Raw genomic sequence first — 20,823 nt, forward strand, 5'->3', positions numbered from 1 at the left:
ACTCTCTTATTGCGCGTCCCGGTTGGTATAGGTCACCGGAACCCACGCGTAGCCTTCCCGCTCACCTTTCTTCACATACCCGATCCCGGGGAAAGGCAGATGTGGCGCCGCAATCAGATCTTTGTTTTTCACAAACTCAGCGAACGCTGCGTTGCGTACCCGGGCGGCTCCGTCCTGATCCTCATCGTAAGCAATCGTCACGTTGGGCTGTGGGAACTGAACCGCGGCAACGTGAATGATGTCGCCGACAAAGGTAATTTTTTCACCTTTGCTCTCCAGCGTGTAGAACGCGGACCCTGGGGTGTGGCCCGGGTGAACCGTACCACTGATGCCCGGCAGAAGCTGTTCCGTCCCGGAGAAAGTCTTCACTTTTCCGGCATCCAGATAGGGCTTTAAGGTCTTGTGCGCGACGTCGAAGTAGTTCTGGTCATAGCCAGATTTTTTCTGGTTCTCGTCGTTAAAGAAGAAATCGATATCCGGTTTGCCGACATACACCTGTGCGCGGGTAAATACGCGCTGACCGTCTTTGACCAGGCCGCCTGCATGATCGGAGTGCGCGTGGGTGATCAGGATATCGGTGATGTCCTGCGGCCTGATGTCCTGCGTCGCCAGGCTTTCAATCAGCCGCCCGCCTTTGCCGGGGCCAAAGAGCTGACCGGAACCGGTATCCACCAGAATTTTGTGGCCGGGGATGGCGATATAGAACGCGTTAATCGATGCTTCCACCGGATTGGCCTGGAAGTTTTTGGCCAGTAACGCATCGGTATTTTCCGCCGTCGTCCGGCGCAGTAAGGCGTGCAGGTCCTGCGGCACGCTGCCGTCCGTAAAGGCGGTGACAATCGTATCGCCAACCTGAACGCTGTAGCCGCCGGCCTGCTGTTTCACCACATGCTGCGGAACGCTGGCCACCGCGTGGATCGCGGGAAAGAATAAAACCGAACCGGTCAACAGGGTTGATAACGCAAGTTTTTTCACAGTAAACATGATGGGCTCCTCAATAGTAAGTTCATCATAGTTCAACTGAGATTTTTGAGAACAGCAGGGAAGTGAATGTGACCTATCCATGAAATGGATAGGTCTGAGAGGATGCTTTACAGCACGCCGGTACCGCCATCAGAGCACCATACTTGTCCGGAGGCGTATGAGCAGGTATCTGAGGCAAAAAGCACATACAGCGGTGCGATTTCAACCGGCTGGCCCGGTCGGCCCAGGGGCGTATCTTCCCCGAACTTCTGAACTTTGGACTGCGGCTGACCGCCGCTGGACTGAAGAGGCGTCCAGTATGGACCTGGCGCGACGGCATTCACCCGAATGCCACGCGGCCCCAGCTGCTGAGCCAGAGACTTGGTAAAGGCCACGTTACAGGCTTTGGTCTGCGCATAGTCCACCAGGATCGCGCTCGGTTTAAACGCCTGAACGGAAGTGGTGTTGATGATCACGGCGCCTTCCTGCAAATGGCGCAGCGCAGCTTTAGTGATCCAGAAGGGGGCATAGACGTTGGTTTTAAACGTCGCGTCGAAATCTGCCGTGGTGAGATCGTCGATCGATTCGCAGTACTGCTGGCGTCCGGCGTTGTTCACCAGGATATCCAGGCCACCCAGTTCCGCGACGGCTTTTTCCACCAGCGTATCGCAGAACGACTCCACGCGAATATCGCCGGGAATGGCGACCGCTTTACGGCCTTCGGCCCGAATCAGCGCAATGACCGATGCCGCATCGGACTCCTCTTCCGGGAGATAGCCAATAGCCACATCTGCACCTTCACGGGCATAGGCGATCGCTACCGCGCGACCAATTCCGGAATCACCGCCGGTAATCAGCGCTTTTTTTCCTGCCAGTTTGCCTGATCCGATATAACTTGTTTCACCGTGATCCGGTATTGGCTTCATTTCCGATGCCAGCCCGGGGGCCCTTTGCGGTTGTTCAGCAAACGGTGGACGAGGGTAATGCAGCGTGTGATTATTTCCTGTAGACATACCGGCCTCCTTAATAGTGAATTCCAAGATTAGTCGTTAATTAAACGTAAGCGGGCAAAATTGACAAATTCAGACAAATCTATCTTCCGGTAGCGGATATAAAATATTTTCTCAAGCCAGCATGTAATACCAGAAAAGGGCGACCTCATCTTTTTCCGGCAGGGCGTTGTAAAGGTAGCGATCGTAACCGCCGAGAATAAACCCATAGTGACGATAGAACTGACAGGCAGAAACATTAACGTTCTGCGTCTCCAGCCGTAACCCGGGCGCATTGAGGCTTCGCGCCCAGACGTGGGTGGCGGACATCAGCTTGTGCGCCGCGCCCGTACGGCGTTTTGAACGCTCCACGGCAATGTAATCCACCGAAATAAATTTATTCCAGTTGCAGGACGCGGTAATAAAACCGGCGATTTCACCGTCATCCGTTTCGGCGATAAGAAATATTGAATCCGGATTAACGCAATGATTTTCCAGCGTCTGGAGATCAAGTTCATAGGTTTTAAGATAAGGTTCGGTCAGCGCCTCGATATGCAAATCACCATTGAGAAATGGCTCTCTGGCAATCTCATCAACCTTGAAAGAAAAATCACAACATTCAAGGCGGGCGAGGTCTGTACTTAATCCTTTTCGAATATGCATAGTATTCCTTAAGTGGGAGTTATAAATAGATAATAGACGAAGCGGCATCCCCTGCTGGCATAACACTCTGTAGATCCTGGTCTAAGCTTGTATTTCGTTCCGCGTAAAATGTGGTCATTCGAGGACAATGAATGGAATTCAGAACATGTCGCAGGCACTGGGGTGCTGAGTTTATTTCCGATGACGTTGTACGTTTTCGCGTCTGGGCAGAAGGGCAGAAAGATCTCACATTACGTTTAACCGATACCGACATTCCCATGGCGGCGGTGGGCGACGGTTGGTTTCAGATTGACGTGCCCGGCGTCAGGCACGGTACGACCTATCAGTTTGTTTTACAGGATGGAATGGCGGTGCCGGATCCGGCCTCACGCGCGCAGCAGGCTGACGTCAACGGCCCGTCGGTGGTGATCGACCCGCGTCGCAGCCAGCCCACTCAGCGGGAATGGCAAGGACGACCGTGGGAAGAGACGGTGATCTACGAGCTGCATATCGGCACCTTCACCGGGGAAGGAACCTTCAGGGCGGCCATCGACAAACTGCCTTATCTGGCCGGGCTGGGTATTACGCAACTGGAAGTGATGCCCGTGTCCCAGTTCGGGGGCGCGCGCGGATGGGGGTATGACGGCGTACTGCTGTATGCCCCGCACTCGGCTTATGGCACACCGGATGATTTTCATGCCTTCATTGATGCCGCCCACGCGCTCGGGCTTTCCGTGGTGCTGGATATCGTACTCAACCACTTTGGCCCGGAAGGTAATTACCTGCCGTTGCTCTCGCCAGCGTTTTTCCATCAGGATCGTATGACCCCGTGGGGCAACGGTATTGCCTATGAGGTTGAGGCCGTCCGGCAATACATCGCCGAGGCGCCGTTATTCTGGCTCTCGGAGTATCATCTTGACGGTCTGCGCTTCGACGCCATCGACCAGATCCATGACGACGCTGAGACCCATATTCTTCCCGAGATAGCGCAACGGATCCGCGACGCATTTCCGGATCGGCATATCCATCTGACCACCGAAGACAGTCGCAACGTGATTTTCCTGCATCCGCGCGATGAGCATGGTCAGACGCCGCTTTTCACCGCCGAATGGAATGATGATTTTCACAACGCCGCGCATGTCTTCGCGACCGGGGAGTCACACGCCTATTATCAGGATTTTGCCTTTGAGCCGGAGAAAAAACTGGCGCGGGCGCTGGCAGAGGGCTTTGTCTACCAGGGGGAAATCTCGCTTCAGACCGGAAAATCGCGCGGGGTAGAGTGTCGCGAGCAACCTCCGCAGTTTTTTGTCGATTTTATTCAGAATCACGACCAGGTCGGCAACCGTGCCCAGGGGGAGAGGCTTATCTCTCTGGCAGGCGCGGATAAAACGCGTGTGCTGTTCGCGGCGCTGCTCATGTCGCCACATATTCCGCTGCTGTTTATGGGCGAGGAGTATGGCGAAACGCATCCGTTCCTCTTTTTCACCGACTTCCACGGCGACCTGGCGAAAGCCGTGCGGGAAGGGCGCGCGAAAGAGTTCACCGGCCATGCCGGGCACGATGAAACCGTACCGGACCCCAATGACGTAAATACCTTTATGCGGTCCAAGCTTGACTGGAACAAGGCAGACACGGAGGAAGGCAGGGCGTGGCTGCACGCTACGCGCGAACTGATTGCGCTGCGTCAGCGCTTTATCGTCCCGCTACTGAAACAGCGGGGCGCCGTGGAGGGTAACGTCCTGCAAACGGCGCTCGGCATGGTTGCCGTGAGCTGGCGTTTCCCGTCCGGTACGCTGTCGCTGGCGCTGAATATCGGCAAAAAGCCGCTCGCCTTACCGAACCTGCCCGGAAAAACGATCTTTAGCTGGCCGGAGGCAGTCGATAACCTGCCGCCAAACAGCATTGTTGTTCGCTTAGCTGATGGAGAAGCAGCGCTATGATCCCTTCCTCTACTTACCGAATTCAGTTTCGCAACGGCATGACCTTCGATCGCGTGGTGGACCTGATTCCGTATATGAAAGACCTTGGAATTAGCCATCTTTACGCGTCGCCTGTTTTCACCGCAACCACGGATTCCACCCACGGCTATGACGTGACCGACCCCAACGAAATCGACCCGGCGATTGGCGGGCGGGAAGGGTTTGACCGCATGGCGGCGGCGCTGAAACAGGCGGGGATGGGGCTGATTCTGGATATCGTTCCTAACCATATGTCGACCTCGCTGGAAAACCGCTGGTGGCGCGATGTTATAGAACAAGGCAGGCAGAGCCGCTATGCGGCGTATTTTGATATCGACTGGTCCCGACCGCTGACGTTGCCGTTTCTTGGCGACACCTTTGAAGCCGAGCTGGAGCGGGGGGCTATCACCTTAAAACGTGACAGTGTCACCAACAGCGCGGCGCTGGTTTACTATGATACCGCCTATCCGCTTAATCCCGGCACGTATGCCGAAGGCAAGAGCATCGCTGAGATCCACGAGGCGCAAAGCTGGCGGCTGATGTCCTGGCGGGAAGCGCCGAAACAGCTTTCATGGCGGCGCTTTTTTGAAATCACCGGGCTGGTCGGCGTGCGGGTAGAGGATGAGGCGGTCTTCGCAGACACGCACCGCCTGATCCTTGAGCTTGTTCACGCCGGGGTTGTCGATGGCCTGCGCATTGACCATGTGGACGGGCTTGCCGATCCGCTGGGCTATTTGGAGCGCCTGCGTGCGGCGACCGGACCGGATTGCTACATCACGGTAGAGAAGATCCTCGCCAAAGGGGAACAGCTTCCTCCGGAGTGGCCGGTCTCGGGTACTACGGGCTATGAGTTTATTGCCTCGCTGGCGGAAGTGCTGGTGGATGATACCAACCTCTCGCGACTGGAGACGCTCTACGACGAGACGCTGGGTACGACCGTGGACAGGCAGGCGGAACTTCGCAAAGCCAAAGGGCTGATGACCGATCGTAATTTTGAAGGTGAATTTACCACGCTGCTCAAAATCGCCAGCGAGCTGGCCGGGCATAACGGCGCCGAAATGGAGCATGAGGATATCCGCCATGCCCTGCGCGAGCTGCTTATCGCGTTTCCGGTGTATCGCACCTACGGCACCGGAAAGGGGCTGACGCCACCGGATGTGGCGCTGCTCAGCCGCGTGGTCGCCAGCGTCAACGCCTCTGAACCCGCTCTCAGCCTGATCGTGCGTATTCTTACCGGCGATCTGCCGGAGGATGACCACGCGCTGGCCTCGCTTTTCCGCACCCGTTTTCAGCAACTGACCGGGCCGCTGATGGCGAAATCGGTAGAGGATACGCTGTTCTTCCGCCATAACCTGGAGCTGGCCCTGAACGAAGTCGGCGCCGACCCGACGCCGCGCGCATTTTCACTTTCCCGTTTTCACCAGGAGATGCGCATTCGTCTTGCCCGCCAGCCCGATGCGCTGCTGGGAACCTCCACCCACGACACCAAACGCGGCGAGGATGCGCGAGCGCGACTATACACGCTGACGGAAGCGCCAGATCTGTGGGGGGAAAACCTGGCGCGCTGGCGCCAGATGAACCAGACGCAGGTTCGATTCCTCAACGACGGCACCGCGCCGAACGCCGCCGACACCTGGATGATCTTCCAGGCGCTGGCGGGCGTCTGGCCAGCCACGCTGTCACCTGACGATCGTGATGGTCTTAAGTCACTGGAAGAGCGTTTCCTCGGCTTTATTGAGAAAGCCCTGCGCGAGGCCAAGCAGCGTACCGACTGGATCGACAGCAACGAAGGGTACGAGAGCGTGGTGCTGGACTACGTGCGCCATCTGCTCTCCCCGGATAACACCCTGTTCCTGCGTGATTTCAGTGCCGCACTCCAGCCGTTTATTCGGGCTGGGTTAATGAACAGCCTGAGCCAGACGGTGATCAAGCTGACTGCGCCAGGCGTACCGGACATCTACCAGGGCAGCGAAGGGCTTAACTTCAGCCTGGTCGACCCGGATAACCGCCGCGAACCGGATTTCACCGCGCTGGCGGAAAACCTCAGCGTAGCGGATGGAACCATTTTTAACGATGCGCAACGCTGGCGAGACGGCAGCGTGAAGCAGTACGTCACCGCCACGCTGTTACGGCTGCGGCCGCATTACCCCGCGCTTTTCCGCTACGGCGACTGGCTGCCGCTGAAGGTGACCGGCGAGCGGGAAGAGAATCTGATCGTTTATGCCCGCATAAAAGATGACGAGGCGCTGATCGTCGCCGTGCCGCGTCTGGTGTTTGACGTCACCGACAATGCGATGCTGTGGGCCAATACTACGGTGGCCATACCCCAGGAGCTGGCCGGGAAGCACTACCGGGATCTGTTTACCGGTGAGCGCCGCCTTCTGCCAGAGACGCTGGATTTAACGTCTGAAAAGGGATGTTTGTTGGTTCTGCTTACCTGCGACTAATCGAGGAGAACAAAAATGCCAAAGGATACAACGTTTGAAATTCGGGCCGGTCATGGCCAGCAGTTGGGCGCAAATTATGACGGGAAAGGGGTGAACTTCGCTCTGTTTTCCGCCCACGCGGAGCGGGTAGAGCTGTGTCTGTTTGATCCTTCGGGAAAAACAGAAATAGCCCGCCTGGAACTGCCGGAATATACCCATGAGGTCTGGCACGGCTATGTGCCGGATCTGAAACCGGGGGCGCTGTATGGTTACCGTGTGTATGGCCCTTACGATCCGGAGAACGGTCACCGCTTCAATCCCAATAAGCTGCTTATTGACCCCTATGCCCATGAACTGGTGGGTGACATTGAGTGGAACGATGCCCACTTCGGCTATGAGCTGGGACACGATGAGCTGGATCTCAGCTTTGATACGCGAGACAGCGCGCCGTTTACGCCCAAATGTAAGGTCATCGACCCCAATGCCGTCGACTGGCAAGACTCCCGCCGACCCGATATCCCGTGGCCGCATACCGTGGTTTATGAGAGCCACGTAAAAGGCTTTACCCAGCTTAACCCGGCTATTCCGCCTGAACTGCGCGGTACGTTTGAGGGGATGGGGCATAAAGCGTCGGTGGAGTACATCAAAAGCCTCGGGATTACCTCGGTCGAGCTGCTGCCGGTTCACTGGTTCCCTGACGATCAGCACCTGCTCGATCGCGGTCTGAAAAACTTCTGGGGCTATAACTCGCTCGGTTTCTTTGCGCCAGCGTCCCGCTATTACGGCCCGGCGGGGATCCAGGGTTTCCGCGACATGGTGCGTGCCTATCATGACGCGGGCATCGAGGTGATCCTCGACGTGGTCTATAACCACACGGCGGAGGGCAACGAGCTGGGGCCAACCCTGTCGTTTAAGGGAATTGATAACTTCTGTTATTACCGCACCATGCCGGATCAGCACCGGTATTACATCAACGACACCGGCACCGGGAACACCGTTAATACTTCACACCCGCGCGTATTGCAGATGGTCATGGATTCCCTGCGTTACTGGGCGGAATCGATGCAGATTGATGGTTTCCGCTTTGATCTCGGGACCATTCTCGGACGTGAGCCGGAGGGGTTCGATCCGCGCGGCGGCTTCTTCGATGCCGTGACCCAGGATCCGGTGCTGTCGAAGCTGAAGCTCATCGGTGAGCCGTGGGATATCGGCCCCGGCGGGTATCAGGTGGGGGGCTTCCCGCCTGGCTGGGGTGAGTGGAACGACAAATACCGCGATACGGTACGTGAATACTGGAAGGGGGATAACGTCTCTAACGATTTTGCCGCCCGTCTGTTAGGGTCCGGTGATTTGTACGATCTGCGCGGGCGTCGTCCGTGGGCCAGCGTCAATTTTATTACCGCGCATGACGGCTTCACGCTGAACGACCTGGTGTCGTACAACGAGAAACATAACGCCGATAACGGGGAAGATAATAACGACGGACATAACGATAACCGGTCGTATAACTACGGCGAAGAGGGGCCGACGGAGAATCCGGATATCATCGCCACCCGCGAGCGGCAAAAGCGCAACTTCCTCACCACGCTCTTCTTCTCTCACGGCACGCCGATGCTGCTGGCAGGCGATGAGTTTGGCCGGACGCAAAAGGGCAATAATAACGGCTATTGTCAGGACAGCGAGATCTCCTGGGTAAACTGGGAAGGACTCACTGAAAACGACGAGAAGCTGCGCGACTTTACCCGTCGGTTGATTGCCCTGCGCGCGACGCAGCCGCTGCTGCGACGTGAGAACTGGCGCGACGGGCTGGAGATCCGCTGGTTTAACGCCGGTGGCGGACCGCAGCAGTCGGAACAATGGGACGAGGGCTCCACCCTTGGTCTTGCCATCAGCCGTCCCGATCTTGAGCAGGAAGAGGGCGTCTGGCACGACGTGCTGATGCTGTTTAACCCGTTTGAAGGCACGGTGCCATTCCAGATCCCGCAGTTTGGCGAAGGGGGTTGGGTGCTAGAGCTTTCGACGGCGGATGAGGCCCCCACAGGGGAAATCATCACGGAATCCGTCGATTATGAACTGGCCGGGCGGAGTATGACGCTTTTCCGCCGTCCTTAAAGCGAGGCCGCCGCGCGTGCGGCGGTATCATACAGGGAGGAGATCGCGCGGAGTAACTGCGCGGTCTCGCCAATTGATGCTCCCGGAATGCCGCTTTCCGCATGAATGTTGATCAGGCAGGCCTCCCGCACCTCCCGGTACTTCATGCACAGCGCTTTTCCCTCCTCCGTGGTGGAGAAAAAAAGCTCTTTTCCGGCTTTCTCGCTGGTGACATATCCCGCCTTGACCAGCTTTTTCAGCGCATACGTCACCACGTGGGTATCTTCCACGTTCAGCACAAAGCAGATGTCGGCCAGCTTTTTCTTGCGGTTGCGGTGATTCACATGGTGCAGAAGCGAAACGTCAAAGGCCCCCATATCCGGTTCACCCGCAGCGGTCATGCAGCGCACCATCCATTTGTTAAACGCATTGCTGGTCATGATCAGCGCATATTCCAGCTCTGATAATTCAGCACACCGCTCTGAGACGAGATGACGGGAGGAGACGATTCGCCCGTCCGCAATATCGTCGTGGTTTAACGCTGTCGTCTTTTTCTTTACTGTCATAACGATCCTTCCCCCGAAATGTAAACCCGTCGATAAAATAAGAACATTTTATTGATAAATTGTTTACATGTTTTTGACGTTCAGATATAGCTTTTTAGTGCAGGTTCTGTGGAGCCTGACGCAAAACACAACATCGCGCGCCGTAATGCACCGGCTTCGCTCTGCTGCGAAGTATAAAAAATAGCCGTCGGCGCGCAACGCTCACTTTGGATAGGGTAACGTTTATGGACAGTTCTACACTGTTGCCACTTATCGGGATTCCGGTGGTGATTATTGGTTTTGCACTGCGTTTCAACCCGCTGCTGGTTGTCGTGGTGGCGGGGCTGGCGACGGGCCTGCTGGTTGGCATGGATTTCGGTATGCTGCTGGAAACCTTTGGCGAAAAGTTCGTGAATAGCCGATCGCTTGCCACCTTCATTCTGATCCTGCCGGTGATTGGCCTGCTGGAGTACTACGGGCTGAAAGAGCGCGCCCAGGCCTGGGTCGCGAAGATCGCCAGCGCCACCTCGGCGCGTATCCTGATGCTTTACTTTGTTGCCCGCGAAGGGACGGCTGCGCTGGGCCTGATGTCCCTTGGCGGCCACGCGCAAACGGTGCGTCCGCTGCTGGCGCCGATGGCGGAAGGGGCGGCCCTGAATGAATACGGCGAACTGCCGCAGACTATCCGCGACAAAATCAAAGCCCATGCCGCCGCGTGTGACAATATCGCGGTTTTCTTTGGGGAAGATATCTTTATCGCCTTTGGCGCGGTACTGCTGATTGACGCGTTCCTGAAAGAGAACGGGATCGAGGGGATCGAACCGCTGCATATCGGCCTGTGGGCCATTCCGACCGCTATTGCGGCACTGATCATCCATATGACGCGTCTGCTGCGCCTCGACGCCAGCATTCGTCGCGACGTGATGGCCTGGAAAGCAGAGCAGGGTACGCAGGAGATCGCACCATGATGACCCTCATCACCATTAACCGCGTGTATTACCTGATCGGCTTCGTCGTGATGCTGCTGGTTGTGATGACCCTTCGCGACCGCGCTAACCCGAAACGCTATACCACGGCGCTGTTCTGGTTTCTGTTCGGCGGGATCTTCCTGTTTGGCGATCTGATGGTGCAGGAGCTGGGTAAGTCGCTGGCGTATCGCATTATTGGCGGCGCCGTTATCGTGATTGCGCTGCTGGCCGGTTTCGGGCTGGTCGGGAAGGGGCATTATAAAATGTCCACCGAGGAGGAGCGTGTTGCCTCGTCGAACCGGCTGAAAAACTGGCTGTTTTTACCGGCACTGATGATCCCCGTGGTAACGGTCATCGGGACGCTGTTTCTGAAAGGCGTGTCGATTGGCGGCGTTTATCTGCTCGACCAGAAACAGCTTACGCTGGCGGCGCTGTGCGTGGCCTGCGTGGCGGCTATCCTTACCGGCTGGTGGCTGACAAAAGGTACGCCGCTGCATGCGGTGCGTCAGTCGCGTCGGCTGGTCGATACCATTGGCTGGGCGGTGATCCTGCCGCAGATGCTGGCCATGCTCGGCGGGGTGTTTGTGGTGGCGAATACCGGCGAATCGGTACAAAAGGTGGTCAGCCTGTTTGTGAACCCGGACAGCCGCTTCATGCTGGTGGTGATTTACTGCGTGGGGATGGCGCTGTTTACCATGATCATGGGTAACGCTTTTGCAGCCTTCCCGGTGTTAAGCGCCGGTATCGCTCTGCCATTCCTGATTAACGTCCATCACGGTAACCCGGCGCCGCTGCTGGCTATCGGCATGTACGCTGGCTATTGCGGCACGCTGATGACGCCGATGGCCGCCAACTTCAACATTGTGCCCGCCGCGCTGCTGGAGCTAAAAGACAAATATCAGGTTATCAAGATCCAGATCCCGACCGCGTTAACCCTGCTGGTGGTGAACGTGTTCTTAATGTATTTCCTCGTGTTTCGCTAAGGAGCTGCAATGGAATTAACGCAACATCAGGCTGACGCCTTCGCCAGAATGCCGTTGACCTATTTACGTCAGGAATACCCGAACCACATTATGCATCTGCTCAACGATGACGGCGACGTTCTGCCGCCTCGCGAGCTGCACCCGATCTTTTACGGCTGTTTTGACTGGCACTCTGCGGTGCACGGCTACTGGCTGCTGCTGCGCTGTCTGCGTCTCTGGCCCGAACTGCCGTGCCGGGAAGAGATCATCACTCTGTTCGAAGAACACCTGACCGACGAGAAGGTGGCGAAGGAGCTGGCCTATTTTACCGCGCCGTTCCGCGCGTCGTTTGAGCGGCCTTATGGCTACGGCTGGCTGCTGGCGCTGGCGCAGGAGCTGAAACAGTCGTCACTGCCACAGGCGGAGCGCTGGTACCAGACGCTGCAACCGTTAACGCGGGATATTCGCCAGCGGTTGGTGGATTACCTCAGCAAGCTTACCTATCCCATCCGCGTCGGAACACATTACAACACGGCGTTTGCGCTCGCGCTGGGGCTGGATTATGCCCGGGCGGTGACGGATGACGGGCTTGAACAGGCGATCCTGGACGCGGCGACGCGCTTTTATCATACGGACACGCAATATCCGGCGCATTATGAGCCGGGCGGCGACGAGTATATCTCCGGGGCGCTGACCGAGGCGTTACTGATGAGTAAGGTGGTAGAGAATTTCCCGGCCTGGTTCGATGCGTTTCTGCCTGAAGTGGGTGCCGTTTCAGCGCTGATGAACCCGGCTGAGGTAAGCGACCGCACCGACCCGAAAATCGCACATTTGGACGGGCTTAACCTCAGCCGCGCGTGGTGTATGAAGCACATTGCCCGTGCTCTGCCGGAAAACCACCGGGCGCAGCAGGCGTTACAGGATGCCGTTGCGCGCCATCTCTCGGCAAGCGTGGAGCATGTTGTCGGCAGCCACTACAGCGGCGGCCACTGGCTGGCGAGTTTTGCGCTGCTGGCGCTGGAGTAGCGCTTAGTTATATTTTCGTGCTCATCCTGTTTCCGCAGGATGAGTGATTTTACGCAACCGGCTCGCGCTGACGACGACCGCTACCGCAGAAGCTGCGGCGGCGACCCACAGCGCAACATGAATTGACCTTTCATCTGCGGCCAGCAGAACGGCCACGGCGGCGGCGCCCAGACACTGCCCGAACGTGCGCATAATGGATAAAACACCGGATGCATAGCTCGCATGCTCACGAATAACGTTGGAGAGCATTTCCCGGTTATTGGGACTCTGAAAGCAGCCAAACCCCACTCCGCACACCAGACTCCGCAGGCAGATATCCCACACTGAAGGGCGGTCGGGTAATGTTGCCAGCAGGATCAAACCGACGACAAAAATCATCAGCCCCAGGGTGGATATCGCCGGGGCTGAAATCGTGTCTGCCCACCGGCCTGCATGCGGCGCAATCAGTACGATCCCTAGCGGCCACGGCGTAAACAGCAGGGCAGACAACACCGGGCTGTAGCCGTATTCGCTCTGAAACAGGAAGGGCAGCGCAATAAAGGTGATCCCCTGGCTGACAAAAGCAATCATCGACGTGAAGGCCGCGAGGGTAAAACGTTCATTTTTAAACATCATCGGCGGCAGTAAGGGGTTATCCGCGCGGCGGATCTGCCAGATAAACGCCATGCCGCTCAGCGCAGCGAGCATTGTCCAGCAAAGGCTACCGGGATGATAGTCCTGGAGACTGTTCGCCGCCATGATCGTCGACCCCAACAGCAGCGCCGACAATATGGCGCCCGGGGTGTCGAAAGGCGCTTGCTTTCGAACCGCATCCCGCGGCAGCGCTTTGACCGCCAGCAGTAAGGCGAGGGTGCCGGGAACAACGTTTATCGCAAACAGCCATTGCCAGCTCAGGGTGTGAAGGATCGTCCCGCCCAATACCGGGCCGATAGCGGAGCTGGAGGCGATGAGCAGGGCGTGCAACCCCAGAATGCGGCCAAGCAATCGCCCGGGAAATACGGACCGCAGGATTGCGGGGGCAATACTCAGCGTCGCCGCGCCGCCGATCCCCTGAAGCACGCGCATACCGATAAGCACTTCGGGTGTATTCGCCAGCGCGCAACCCAGTGATGTCAGGGTAAAGGTCGTCAGACCTGCCAGAAATACGGGGCGATAACCCAGGCGGGCCGCAAGCGCCGCGAATATCGCCAGCGTCATCGCAGCCGCCAGCAGATACCCGTTGGCGAACCAGACGGCAATACTGGCAGGTACCTGCATCTCCTGAGCCATGGAGGGCAGGGCAATGTTGATCATGGTGCCATCAAACACGCCCATTAAGGTGGTGGTCATAATTGCGGCCATCACCCGTGCGCGCGCCGGGCCGGGAAGTCCTTCGTCGCCGGGTTGACTGGAAAAGAGCGTCATTATGTTGTCCTCTGAGAAGAGTGTATGGATGACAAAACTATAAAGATGGCTTTTACAGGGCGGAAGGCGCACCATTTGCACTTTATCGTTGCACGAAACGCCTTATCTGAATGAACAGGAATGAGCGCTATGACCGATCCTGATTTTAATTTACTGATTGCACTAGACATATTGCTGAGCGAAGCGAGTGTCGCAGGTGCCGCCCGTCGGCTGAATCTCAGCACCTCGGCCATGAGCCGGACATTAAGCAGGTTACGCGACGTTACAGGCGACCCGATCCTGGTGCGCGCCGGGCGTAGCATGGTACTGACCCCGTGGGCCGAAGCGACCCGGGATCGCGCCAGGCGTGCAGTGCACGAGGCGAGGGCGGTATTGCAGCCCTCAACTGAAACGTTCAGCGCGCAAAGTCTGGCGCGTCTTTTTACCATCAGGGCAAACGATGGTTTTGTGATGGCGTTTGGGCCTGCGCTCATAGCGGCTGTGGCCGACGCCGCGCCGGACGTCTGTATACGCTTCGCGCCTAAGCCGGAAAAAACGTCGCGCTATCTTCGGGAAGGGCTGGTTGATCTGGAGATTGGCGTCCAGAGCAATATGGGGCCTGAAATACGGCTGCAACGGTTGTTTGAGGATCGGTTTGTGGGCGTCGTGCGTAAGGGACACCCGCTGGCTAAGCAGGCAGAAATAGGCGTGAAGGATTATGTCGCCTGGGGCCATGTGGTAGCGTCACCCGAGGGCGCGTTGCACGGTTCCGTTGACGATGCGCTGGCCGAACTGGGGACAAAACGTAAAATCGCGAGCGTCGTACCGGGATTTCCGACGGCGCTGTCCGTGGCGCTGGAATCAGATCTTATCGCCATGATACCCGCGCTCTATTTACTCAATCAGCAGGTAACGGACCAGGTACACGTTTTCGAGCTGCCGTTCAAAAGCCGTCGTATTACGGTATCGCAGATGTGGCACCCAAGAATGGAACGCGACCCTGGTCACCGCTGGCTGAGAGAGCAAATTCTTGCGATATGCGGTGTGGAGAGGTCAGACATAATTTCGGGCTCTGTATAGCGATTGCTATACACACCGCTTATGCTATGCTTGTAAAGCAATTGCTATACAAGAGGTATACCTATGAAATCAGATGTTCAACTCAATCTCAGAGCCAAAGAATCCCAGCGGGCGCTTATTGATGCCGCCGCAGAGATCCTCCATAAATCACGCACGGACTTCATTCTGGAGATGGCCTGTCAGGCAGCCGAGAATGTGATCCTCGATCGGCGTGTATTCAATTTTAACGATGAACAGTATGCCGAGTTCATTGACATGCTAGATGCCCCGGTCGCGGACGATCCGGCCATAGAAAAACTGCTGGCAAGGAAACCGCAGTGGGACGTGTAACAGCACCAGAGCCGTTATCCAGCGTTCATCAACTGGCGGAGTTCGTCAGTGGAGAGGCCGTGCTTGACGAATGGCTAAAACAAAGAGGTCTGAAAAACCAGGCGCTCGGCGCAGCCCGAACGTTTGTCGTTTGTAAAACGGGCACGAAGCAGGTCGCGGGATTTTACTCGCTGGCTACCGGCAGTGTTAACCATACGCAAGCGACGGGGAATCTGCGGCGTAACATGCCGGATCCCATTCCCGTGATTATTCTTGCCCGTCTGGCTGTCGATGTCTCGTTACGCGGAAACGGGTTGGGAGCCGATTTACTCCACGATGCGGTTTTACGCTGTTATCGGGTAGCTGAGAATATCGGGGTGCGAGCGATCATGGTTCATGCACTCACTGAGGAAGCCAAAGCGTTTTATATCCACCATGGTTTTAAAGCATCGCAGACTCAGGAACGGACACTGTTTCTCCGGCTTCCCCAGTAGAGGCAAAGGGAAGGGGTGGAATGCGATGGGCTTATCTGACGAGGGATAGGCTTCATAATATCCAATTTAACATAATATACATTATGCGCACTAAGGTTGTAACAGCAAAATTGTAATGTCCGTTCTGGGATAAGGATAAGTTAAGTGTACATCACATAGATTCACCATCGAGGGATTCTTATGACGGCACACGCAGCGGAGTTTTTCACTATGGACAAAGTTAACCGACTCAAAATCATTCAGGACGTTGTCGTCCAGCCTCTGACCACACTGATGGCCGCGCAGCGCCTTGATATTTCAGACAGTCACAGCCAACGCCTTCTGTTGCGTTACAATGAATCTGGCCCACTGGGTATGGCTGGCCGTCGTCGCGGGAAACCCGGCAATAATCAACTACCGGATGGTCTTGCCCGGTACGCATTCAATATTATCCGCGAACGCTATACTGACTTTGGGCCTACGCTGCCAGCGAGGAACACGAAGAACTGCACGATGTTCACCTGTCAAAATATTGGGAAGTACATTGAGGTCTGGCATTACCCGGATGGCCGGAAAGAACTCAGGCTAAACGGAGTCATCCTTCCCTACTCCACTTATAATCGTATTCAGGAAATTGATTAGGCTGCTATCGTGGACAACAAGCGCCTCGGGCAGATTCCTTAGTTTATTAAGCTGGTTCAGGACAAACGTTAGAAGATTATTTATACTCTGAATTCTTTTTCCGGTAGTGAGTGACCTGTATGGAAGAAAGATTAATGCCCGACATGAGCGAAGAACGGAAGTTCTGAATGCTACTAACATTGAGATGACTTGAGTCATAACAAGCAAGTCAACATAGTTGGCTTAAGGATAATGATCAATTTCAGCTGATAACTAATAAATGGAAATGTTTTACTATAATAAAATGTGGTTTTGAGGGGTTAGGGAATGAACTTATATGAAATTTTATAGCATAGATTATCTACAAATGCAGTCTAATATCAATGACTATTTAAAATACATAGTTATATTTAGTACTTTATTTATCTTGATCGTTGTTTTTAGCCTGTATATGCGTCATCGCCTGCAAACCAAATATCGTGACTTAACAATCATAGTTTTCTTGTTTTTGCTCTTCATTTCTGGTGTTCAGTATGCTGATTATACTGATAGTCAAAATATACATTCCCAATCCTCGCAAATGGTTAATTTTGTTAGGCTCCTATCACAAAAAAATGATGTGAATGTAAATGCTATATTTTCCAGTTCCGTACAACTCTCTGATGGCATTATCGTTAAAATTAGTGATGTTTTTTATCGCGTCAATTTGAGCCCGGATCAAAAAACATACAATTTAGTAGAGGTTTCGTTAGTAAACCCAGAAATAGAAATCATAACAAACTGAGGTGTGGAAATGATAATTTATTTACCTATCATTATAAAGTTGGGCTTGGGGATACTGTGTTTAATTGTTCAAATAAATCTTATGGGAAAAGGAAATCTGGCCCCCTCATCTGCAATGGACCAGGTTCAAAACTATGTGCTGGGGGGAATTATAGGAGGCGTAATTTACAACGAATCTATATCGGTTCTTCAATTTATTCTGGTACTAATCATATGGACTCTTTTGGTCTTCGCTCTTAAATTCCTGAAGGAAAACAATCGATTAATTAAAAGGATAATTGATGGGAAACCGATTACCTTAGTACACAATGGCAGTGTTAATGTTAAGGAGTGTTTACGGAATGGTGTTTCTGCAAATGATCTAATGTTCAAATTAAGAGCAAATGGAATTTATGAGATAGAACAACTAAAACGCGTCGTTCTCGAACAAAATGGGCAATTAACCATCATACAAAGTGGCGATGAAAATATACGCTATCCAATTATAGTGGACGGTTTGGCCAACCATGACCTGCTAGAAATCCTTAATAAAGACAGTGAATGGTTAGAAACTGAAGTTACAAAGAAAGGCTTCAGTAAAATTAGTGAAGTATATTTAGGTGAGTACTTGTCAGGTAGGATTAATTTATACGGATATGAAAAATAACATCCAAACAATAACACCATTTTATCAGGAGGCAGCCATTTCTGGTGTGCCTCCGCCTGAGAATATTGACATTAACGTCCGCTCCTGGCACAGAGCAAATATTTGAGCTTTGCGCTGCCCCGGGCATCTGAACTTGGCTTTGAAAATGATGTGGAGACTCAATATTAATCTAAAACGTTATGATTAAGAGATCATATTTTTTGTTCTCGCCAGCAGGAATGCCGTAACTGAGGTGGCGTCAGTGATTTTGCCGTCACGTATTAATTGAGCAAAGGCACTAATTTTAAGTTTTTTCACCGTCAGGCCGTATTCTTCCTCCTCCAGTTGCTGGCCGGTAAATGTCAGCTCCGTGGCAAGGTAAATATGATAACCCTGGGCTGAATAACCCTGTGCGAGCTTTTGATAACCGACGTACTCCATTTTCCCGGCGTTTAACCCGGTTTCTTCTTTAAGCTCGCCTCTGGCAACGTCTTCAGGTGCAGCGTCGCGAGAACATTCCCAACTTCCCTGAGGGAGTTCTGTGGTTCTCTGGCCCAGAGGGTATCGGTATTGTTCAACCAGATAGATTTCATCATTCTCAACCGGAATGATGACCACGAAATCATCTTTTTCAATGACGGAATAAAGCCCCTCGCTCCCATCGGCTCTCAGAATCCGGTCTTCCTTTAGCGACATCCAGCGGTTACGATAAATCTGTCTCGATTCCAGTGTTTTTATCTCTTTCTTCACGGTAAGCCCCTGATTTCTTTGCTTGTAGCTCTCTAACAGTAACGTTAACGCCTTCACCGTGCAATACATCAACGCTCATAACTGTCGTTACGGTCTTGCGTGTTCTCCACGGCAGTCACCTGCACATCCTTAAAGCGCAACCCATCCACACCGGAAATTTTCCCGAACTCTGACGCGTCAATCAAAATTCCGTCCAGCGTTAACTTGGTCACAGGACGCTCCGGATACCCCTCAATGAAAAATGCCCGCGAGAAATATTTGTTGTCTGAGCGACGCGCCGTCATATTTTTAATCGTCAGTCCGCTGACCGCAGTAAGACCGGCTTCGCCCTCAACACCTTCAGCCAGCTTGCGCCAGTGTTCTGGTTTATCAGATAAATTTCCCCGGTCGCCATAGCTGTACTGCGGAAACCAGTTCAGCTGGATCAGCACCGGAAAACGCACGTCCATAAGCCGTAAATTTTGGACGGTGATATCACGGATAAACCCGCCCCGGTTGCGGGCCGACTTAATGCGAAACCCGACGCCCGTACCGTTAAACGCGTTATCTTCTATCAGGACGCGTTCAATGCCGCCTGTGGTTTCGCTCCCCAGCGTGATCCCGGACCCCTTATTCAGCGTACATCCGCGAACCACTATATCCCTTGCGGTACGTGCTTTTTGCGCCGCTTCGCGTCCTCGTCCTGATTTTATGCAGATATTGTCGTCATTACAGGAAACAATGCAGCGTTCAACCCGCACCTGTTCACAGGAATCGATATCAATCCCGTCGGTGCTCGGCCCCGCAGAATTGCTGATTTTCACGCCCTCAACCGTGATATGGCGCGAATAACAAAGGTGCACGTTCCAGAATCCGGACTCCCGACTGGTAACATCACGCAGCAGAATGCTCTGGCTTTCAAAGACCAGAATATTGCGCGGGCGCTGACAGTCGTAATCAACCACCCAGCGCAATCCTCTGGCGCTGTAATCGCCGACCATGCCGCTGCGCTCGTCATCGCCCCAGAAGCGTTGCCACCAGATAACACCCTGCCCGTCTATCGTGCCTGTACCGGTAATACTGACGTTTTCACAATCGATGATATTAATAATGCCTGCCGGCCAGCGCATATCAATGCCCGCCACCCGGGTGTTTATCAACGGATAATCAGCCAGATCCTGGCTTCCAACGAGCTGTGCGCCAGCGTCCAGGCGAAGCGAAACACCGCTTTTCAGGAACAGTGCTCCGGTCAGAAAACGGCCTTGCGGAATAACAATGACATCGTTCTGTTGAGCGCTATTTATGGCCTGCTGAATGGCAGACGTTGACAGGCGTTGCGCGGTTGGGTCCGCGCCGCACGTCAGAATGGAGACCGCTTTCATGGCTTGTCCTTAAACAGATGAAAGCCTTAGTCTAGAAATCCGCGTGAAGGATAACCTTTGTCTGTTTGACAGCCACGCGGTCAGGCTGGCAAAAAAGCAGATATTTACTGGCTTGCGATCACCGCAACGCCCTTTTCTTTCAGAGCGCTCACCCAGCGTTCATCCGTTGTGTTTTCAACAACCATCGTATTCACCAGCGACAGGTCGCCAATCACAAACGCCGAGGCCGTGTTGATCTTTTCCGGTGAGGCCAATACCACCGTTTCCGCCGCTCTACCGGAAAATGCACGTTTGATGCACGCTTCTTCGTAATCTCCGGTGGTCAGCCCGGCCTCAGGATGGACGCCGGTGACCCCCATGAAGAACAGATCCGCATGAATATTATTGATGCCTTCAATAGCGGCCGCGCCGACCGTGACGATGGAGTGTTTATACAAACGACCACCAATCAGGATCACCTCTATGCATGGATGGTCGACCAGCCCCAAAGCGATACCCGGGCTGTGCGTCACCACGGTTATCCGTAAATCGGGTGGTAAGAACGTAATAAGTTCGGAGGTGGTCGTCCCGCCATCAATGATCACCACCTGCCCCGGTGAAATGAGCTGCGCGCCTCGCCGTGCCACGCGTTTTTTTGCATCCATTTTAACGGACTGACGCTCGGCAAAAGGCGCAATCGCTGACGATGCTGGCAGTGCGCCGCCGTGAACACGCTGCAAACGCCCTTCTGCCGCCAGTTCACGTAAATCCCGGCGGATAGTGTCCTCAGACACCGAGAAAAAGAGGCTGAGCGCAGTAGACTGGACCTGACCTTCCGCCTCCAGTTTTTCCAGAATCAACTGTTTACGCTGGCTTGTGAGCATGAATT

19 protein-coding genes and 1 pseudogene are annotated in these 20,823 nt (G+C 54.5%); 12 read left to right on the forward strand and 8 right to left on the reverse strand.

Going from position 1 to position 20,823, the window contains the following annotated elements:
• Window positions 1-6 precede the first annotated feature (6 nt).
• From SK58_RS12995 to SK58_RS13005, 3 genes are all read right to left on the reverse strand, one after another.
• Window positions 7-984 carry an MBL fold metallo-hydrolase gene (locus tag SK58_RS12995; RefSeq protein WP_048220032.1) on the reverse strand — a complete coding sequence of 326 codons (978 nt, stop codon included), beginning with the start codon at window positions 982-984 and terminating at the stop codon, window positions 7-9.
• A gap of 107 nt (window positions 985-1,091) precedes the next feature.
• Entirely contained in the window at window positions 1,092-1,976 is an 885-nt protein-coding gene (locus SK58_RS13000) for an SDR family oxidoreductase (RefSeq protein ID WP_017382335.1), read from the reverse strand.
• A 111-nt stretch (window positions 1,977-2,087) separates the two neighbouring features.
• Window positions 2,088-2,615, reverse strand: coding sequence for a GNAT family N-acetyltransferase (locus SK58_RS13005; protein ID WP_032653615.1), 528 nt, complete (start codon window positions 2,613-2,615; stop codon window positions 2,088-2,090).
• A 131-nt stretch (window positions 2,616-2,746) separates the two neighbouring features.
• Between SK58_RS13005 and treZ the strand changes: the two genes are divergently transcribed.
• The 3 genes from treZ to glgX are packed head-to-tail and all read left to right on the forward strand — an operon-like array spanning window position 2,747 to window position 9,090.
• Window positions 2,747-4,534, forward strand: a complete 1,788-nt coding sequence (treZ, locus tag SK58_RS13010) for a malto-oligosyltrehalose trehalohydrolase (RefSeq protein ID WP_048220034.1) — start codon at window positions 2,747-2,749, stop codon at window positions 4,532-4,534.
• The gene (treY, locus tag SK58_RS13015) at window positions 4,531-6,999 is read left to right on the forward strand and encodes a malto-oligosyltrehalose synthase (RefSeq protein ID WP_048220035.1); all 2,469 of its coding nucleotides are present in this window, start codon (window positions 4,531-4,533) and stop codon (window positions 6,997-6,999) included. Before treZ ends, treY begins: the two co-directional genes overlap by 4 nt.
• A 15-nt stretch (window positions 7,000-7,014) precedes the next feature.
• Window positions 7,015-9,090, forward strand: coding sequence for a glycogen debranching protein GlgX (gene glgX / locus SK58_RS13020; RefSeq protein ID WP_048220037.1), 2,076 nt, complete (start codon window positions 7,015-7,017; stop codon window positions 9,088-9,090).
• On the opposite strand, the gene SK58_RS13025 is transcribed toward glgX, so the two are convergent.
• On the reverse strand, window positions 9,087-9,635 hold the full coding sequence (locus SK58_RS13025; RefSeq protein WP_003857118.1) for a winged helix DNA-binding protein: 549 nt from the start codon (window positions 9,633-9,635) through the stop codon (window positions 9,087-9,089). The genes glgX and SK58_RS13025 overlap by 4 nt on opposite strands.
• A gap of 224 nt (window positions 9,636-9,859) precedes the next feature.
• Here SK58_RS13025 and SK58_RS13030 point away from each other — a divergent pair, with 224 nt between their 5' ends.
• The 3 genes from SK58_RS13030 to SK58_RS13040 are packed head-to-tail and all read left to right on the forward strand — an operon-like array spanning window position 9,860 to window position 12,570.
• Window positions 9,860-10,582 carry a DUF969 domain-containing protein gene (locus SK58_RS13030; RefSeq protein ID WP_048220039.1) on the forward strand — a complete coding sequence of 241 codons (723 nt, stop codon included), beginning with the start codon at window positions 9,860-9,862 and terminating at the stop codon, window positions 10,580-10,582.
• Window positions 10,579-11,565 (forward strand): DUF979 domain-containing protein, encoded by a 987-nt coding sequence (locus tag SK58_RS13035; protein WP_017382341.1) that lies wholly within the window; start codon window positions 10,579-10,581, stop codon window positions 11,563-11,565. The genes SK58_RS13030 and SK58_RS13035 overlap by 4 nt, the downstream gene beginning before the upstream one ends.
• Before the next feature lie 9 nt (window positions 11,566-11,574).
• A complete protein-coding gene (locus SK58_RS13040; protein ID WP_047728495.1) occupies window positions 11,575-12,570 on the forward strand; it encodes a DUF2891 domain-containing protein in 996 nt (331 codons plus the stop codon).
• A 21-nt stretch (window positions 12,571-12,591) separates the two neighbouring features.
• On the opposite strand, the gene SK58_RS13045 is transcribed toward SK58_RS13040, so the two are convergent.
• A complete protein-coding gene (locus tag SK58_RS13045) occupies window positions 12,592-13,974 on the reverse strand; it encodes an MFS transporter (RefSeq protein WP_047741273.1) in 1,383 nt (460 codons plus the stop codon).
• 129 nt (window positions 13,975-14,103) lie between these two features.
• On the opposite strand from SK58_RS13045, the gene SK58_RS13050 reads away from it, so the two are divergent.
• The 6 genes and pseudogenes from SK58_RS13050 to SK58_RS13075 all read left to right on the forward strand — a co-directional run bounded on the left by SK58_RS13050 (window position 14,104) and on the right by SK58_RS13075 (window position 17,865).
• Window positions 14,104-15,033 (forward strand): LysR family transcriptional regulator, encoded by a 930-nt coding sequence (locus SK58_RS13050; RefSeq protein ID WP_048220042.1) that lies wholly within the window; start codon window positions 14,104-14,106, stop codon window positions 15,031-15,033.
• A 63-nt stretch (window positions 15,034-15,096) separates the two neighbouring features.
• Complete coding sequence (locus SK58_RS13055) at window positions 15,097-15,363, forward strand: type II toxin-antitoxin system TacA family antitoxin (protein WP_003857131.1); 267 nt, start codon at window positions 15,097-15,099, stop codon at window positions 15,361-15,363.
• On the forward strand, window positions 15,351-15,836 hold the full coding sequence (locus tag SK58_RS13060; protein WP_003857133.1) for a GNAT family N-acetyltransferase: 486 nt from the start codon (window positions 15,351-15,353) through the stop codon (window positions 15,834-15,836). Before SK58_RS13055 ends, SK58_RS13060 begins: the two co-directional genes overlap by 13 nt.
• Window positions 15,837-16,016: 180 nt before the next feature.
• Window positions 16,017-16,496: pseudogene (locus tag SK58_RS13065) on the forward strand (hypothetical protein); the annotation flags it as partial.
• 277 nt (window positions 16,497-16,773) lie between these two features.
• Window positions 16,774-17,220, forward strand: coding sequence for a DUF3290 domain-containing protein (locus tag SK58_RS13070; RefSeq protein ID WP_047717513.1), 447 nt, complete (start codon window positions 16,774-16,776; stop codon window positions 17,218-17,220).
• 9 nt (window positions 17,221-17,229) lie between these two features.
• Window positions 17,230-17,865 (forward strand): DUF421 domain-containing protein, encoded by a 636-nt coding sequence (locus SK58_RS13075; protein WP_015570517.1) that lies wholly within the window; start codon window positions 17,230-17,232, stop codon window positions 17,863-17,865.
• A gap of 183 nt (window positions 17,866-18,048) precedes the next feature.
• Here SK58_RS13075 and SK58_RS13080 read toward each other — a convergent pair whose 3' ends face one another.
• The 3 genes from SK58_RS13080 to SK58_RS13090 form a co-directional block, all read right to left on the reverse strand.
• Window positions 18,049-18,663: an NUDIX domain-containing protein gene (locus tag SK58_RS13080; protein ID WP_080346687.1), complete on the reverse strand. Its 615-nt coding sequence runs from the start codon at window positions 18,661-18,663 to the stop codon at window positions 18,049-18,051.
• Entirely contained in the window at window positions 18,663-19,955 is a 1,293-nt protein-coding gene (locus tag SK58_RS13085) for a glycoside hydrolase family 28 protein (RefSeq protein ID WP_048220045.1), read from the reverse strand. Before SK58_RS13085 ends, SK58_RS13080 begins: the two co-directional genes overlap by 1 nt.
• A gap of 104 nt (window positions 19,956-20,059) precedes the next feature.
• Window positions 20,060-20,818, reverse strand: a complete 759-nt coding sequence (locus tag SK58_RS13090) for a DeoR/GlpR family DNA-binding transcription regulator (RefSeq protein WP_048220047.1) — start codon at window positions 20,816-20,818, stop codon at window positions 20,060-20,062.
• Window positions 20,819-20,823 lie beyond the last annotated feature (5 nt).

The sequence above is a fragment of the Enterobacter sp. BIDMC93 genome, from assembly GCF_001037805.1.
Lineage (GTDB): Bacteria > Pseudomonadota > Gammaproteobacteria > Enterobacterales > Enterobacteriaceae > Enterobacter > Enterobacter hormaechei_C.